This is a genomic window from Aeromonas sp. R2-4, assembly GCF_040908365.1.
In the GTDB taxonomy this organism is placed as follows: domain Bacteria; phylum Pseudomonadota; class Gammaproteobacteria; order Enterobacterales; family Aeromonadaceae; genus Aeromonas; species Aeromonas veronii.
In genome coordinates, this window is the sequence record NZ_JBFODO010000026.1 from 1 (window position 1) to 3005 (window position 3005).

Sequence of the window (3005 nt, forward strand, 5' to 3'; positions counted from 1 at the left end):
GTGTTATTTCGTATTGGGGGGGGGCAATATCTTGCAACCTCCTTTATGGTAGAGAGCGGTAATCGTATATGAAAAAGCCAATTTGTCGGAAGTTAAAGGCGATCACTGAAAAAAATGCAACCTGTAATTATTGCACCTATCGATTCACGATTGGTGCATTTATATCATTGTACATTTTATTGGTGATTGTTTTCATGTTTACTGCTTTTTATATACCAGCATGGATTTTTTATTAAAAGCAGAAAAGCAGAAAAGCAGAAAAGCAGAAAAGCAGAAAAGCAGAAAAGCAGAAAAGCAGAAAAGCAGAAAAGCAGCAAAGCAGCAAAACGAACAAACAAACACAAGAGATGTGATTTTATGTCGAGAGATGAGATTCGTGGCAACAAGTGGTTGTCTTCATTGTTAATATCATTGCAATTATTTCAGGTCGTTGTACCATCTTTCTTGGGGGTTACAAAAGCAATAGCGTCTGATCTGCCTGAGCTTGGCAGTTCGCAAGCAGTTAAAGGTGAACAATCCTTGCTTGCAAAAGATATGGATGATTATTTAGCTACGCAAGCTATTAGACTTGCAGCGCCGTTTAATGAAGGTACAAAAATTGATCTTACAGATGAAGATACTTATGCCTCTAAGTTTCATTCTACATTAAGCAATAGTCAATTTAAGTCCCATGAAGAAAATGCTACCAGAATATCAGTTGATTCTGAGCGTGACTATTGGATTAACCAAGCCAATTCACTTGCATCTTCATATGTCACGACTTACGTAGATTCTGCTCTGTCAAATGACTTTGGTACTGTTAAAAGTGTTGTTGATTTAGACAATGAATTGCAATTGTCAGGTTACTCTTTGGATGCTCTTTATTCTTTGTATGATGATGAGCATAACACTGTTTTTTTTCAATCAGGGATACGAAAAAATAGTGAGTCAAATCGTAATTTCTTCAATTTTGGTGTAGGTCATCGTTACGTTGATAACACTTGGATGATTGGTTATAACTCATTTTTTGATCATGAACTTAAAAGGGGGCATAATCGTCTCGGGTTCGGTTTAGAGGGCGCTGCGGATCATTTTAAAGCAGCACTAAACTACTATCATCCGTTGTCAAGTTGGAAAAGCTCGGTAGATCTTGATGAATATGAAGAGCGGCCTGCGAAAGGGATCGATGCACGGTTAAAAGCTTACTTACCTTCGTATCCTCAACTGGCTGCTACTGCTACTCATGAGCAGTATTTTGGTAATGAAATAGCTATCCAATCTGCTAACAAGCTAGAAAAAAGTCCTTATTCTTCAGCTTTGGGTATCGAGTGGACTCCTTTCCCGTTTGTTACCGCTGGACTTGCGAACAAGTGGACTAAAAATGCAGGTTCTGAACTTGGCATCGAGCTGAGCTTTAACTTTAAACTTGGTTCATCTTTTTCCCAACTATTTAACTCTAGCCAAGTGCTAAAAGACCGGCTGGTCACTGGCATGCGTCACGATTTGGTTGAAAGAAATAATGAAATCGTACTCCAGTACAGGAAAAAGAGTAGCAATGTTGCAGTCTCTCATGCTGCTATTTATGGCCAGTCAGGACAAGTTCTTCAACTGTCGCCCGTGATAACTGGAGGGGCAGAAATCACGTCATGGCACTGGAGAGCAGTCTCCCCATTAGGTATGCCAGACCTGCTTCAAGGCTTCAATGATGTGTCGATCCCATCACCCTTGGTAACACTTCCGTTGCTTCCAGTAGATACACTCATTGCTGAGTATACCCTCTATCTTGATGTGACTCTAAGAAATGGCCAAGTCATTAGCTCTGAACCTATCTCTACTATTGTGCATGCAGATGTTGCTGCCTTTGAAAGGCAAGTAAAAGTAACAAGCCACCCAAATGGGGTGATAAATCTGTCATCTGTTCCCGTCACTGGGGTGGCAAATCGGTCATCCGATCCCATCACAGTTGAATGGGTGTTGGAGCGTAAGCTTGGGGATACTGTCCTGTCTGTAGCTCCCATAGAGAGCGTTATCAAAACAACAGATCCAGCATTGATCGTGGAAGTGCAATCAGGAAGACCATCTGACGATGGTGGTTGGATTAATGCTTTTACGCTGCTTTCAAACGGGGTAAAGCAGACAAGAGAGCAATTGCTTGGTCATGTGAGTATTCAGGCCAAGTCTATCGCCTCATTACCATTAGTAGAAACGGCACTAGATATCGTTGCCGATAGTAATCCCGTGCATTTTCAAGATGCCACACTTTCTATTGTCAGCAATAACGCCGTTGCTGATGGCTCAGCTACCAACAGTGTTAGAGCGATCGTTGTTGATGCTTCAGGAAGTGGACTAAGCGGTCAAAGGGTTAGCTTCAGTGCAGATAGTGGCGCAACAGTGATTAACACGGAAGTAGTGACCGATGAACAGGGGGTCGCCGAGACGACAGTAAGTAGTCTTACGCCTGGTTTAAGCACAGTAACTGCACAGTTGGATAACGGTAAGCGAGCGTTTGCTCTGATTAGTTTTCAGGAGAGTCTTGTACCGGGGGATTTCAAGGATCATGCACTAATCGTAGAGAACGATGGAGTGCTTGCCGATGGTCATATGACAAATGTGGTGAAAGCCACAGTTGTGGATGACAGCGACGCACCTATGGCAGGACTCAACGTTAGCTTCCGAGCCAGCAATGGCGCGATCATGCAGGACGTCGTGGTAACTACTGACACACAAGGTATAGCGCGTGGGCGGTTGACTAGCCTGACTGCGGGGCTGAGCACCGTGACCGCCCAATTGGATAATGGCAAGCAGGCGAATGCGTCAGTCACCTTTAGCAGCGACGTGCAGATCACCGCTGGCAACATGACCGTGGAAACCGACAACGCCCAGGCAGACGGCGCAGCCAAGAACAAGGTGCAGGTCATTGTGACCCGTGCTGATGGCAGCGTGGTGGAAAATGAGCCGGTGACTTTCAGTGCCGACAACGGCGCGAGCCTGGTGGGCAGCAATCCGGTGACCACCGATGCCTCCGG

At 44.5% G+C, this 3005-nt stretch carries 1 protein-coding gene; it reads left to right on the forward strand.

The window, feature by feature from the left end:
* Positions 1 to 186 precede the first annotated feature (186 nt).
* Positions 187 to 3005 (forward strand): inverse autotransporter beta domain-containing protein (locus AB5Z05_RS12830; protein WP_368151765.1); only part of this gene is annotated, 2819 nt, incomplete at its 3' end.